The organism is Streptococcus sp. S784/96/1 (assembly GCF_902729355.1).
Taxonomy (GTDB): domain Bacteria; phylum Bacillota; class Bacilli; order Lactobacillales; family Streptococcaceae; genus Streptococcus; species Streptococcus caledonicus.
On sequence record NZ_CACVCC010000076.1, the window covers coordinates 1 to 797 of the forward strand.

Annotated in this window: 1 pseudogene; it reads left to right on the plus strand. The window is 38.8% G+C overall.

The annotated features are described in order from the left end of the window. Positions 1 to 25: 25 nt before the first annotated feature. A pseudogene (locus GZ996_RS11640) lies at positions 26 to 730 on the plus strand (transposase); the annotation flags it as partial. Between the last annotated feature and the right edge of the window lie 67 nt (positions 731 to 797).

Genomic DNA, 797 nt, shown 5'->3' on the forward strand with positions numbered 1-797 from the left:
TAAACAACTCATTAGAAAGTATCTTATGGAACACATCAATCATACCACATTACTCATCGGAATGAAAGACAAAAATATCACCTTAGATAAAGCCATTCAGCACGATACCCATATCGAAGTCTTCGCTACACTTGATTATCAACCTCCTAAATGGAAACACTGTAAAGGAAAACAAATCAAATACGACTTCCCAAACCCTTCTAAAATTCCTTTTATTGAGATTGCTGGTTTTCCTAGCCTCATTCGCTTGAAAAAGAGACGATTTCAATGCAAGTCCTGTCGGAAAGTCACTGTAGCTGAAACAACTCTCGTTCAAAAAAATTGCCAAATCTCGGAACTTCTTAGACAGAGAATCTCTCAACTCCTACTCAACAGAGAAGCTTTAACCCATATCGCTTCTAATCTCGCTATCTCCACCTCTACTATCTATCGCAAGCTCAAACAATTTCAATTCCAAGAGGATTTCACTACTTTGCCAGAAGTGCTTTCCTGGGATGAATTCTCCTGCCAGAAGGGAAAATTAGCCTTTATCGCTCAGGATTTCAACACTAAGAAAATCATGACCATCCTTGATGACAGAAGACAAACTACCATCCGAAATCATTTCTTTAGGTACTCGAAAGAAGCTCGAAACAAGGTTAAAGTGGTCATTGTCAATATGTCTGGAAGTTATATTCCTCTCATCAAAGTTCTATTTCCTCAAGCTAAAATTGTTCTTGATCGTTTCCACCCCTCGCTTCCGAATTTCTTAGCTCGAGGCTAAAATAGTCCACTGGACTATTTTACTCCAGCACATG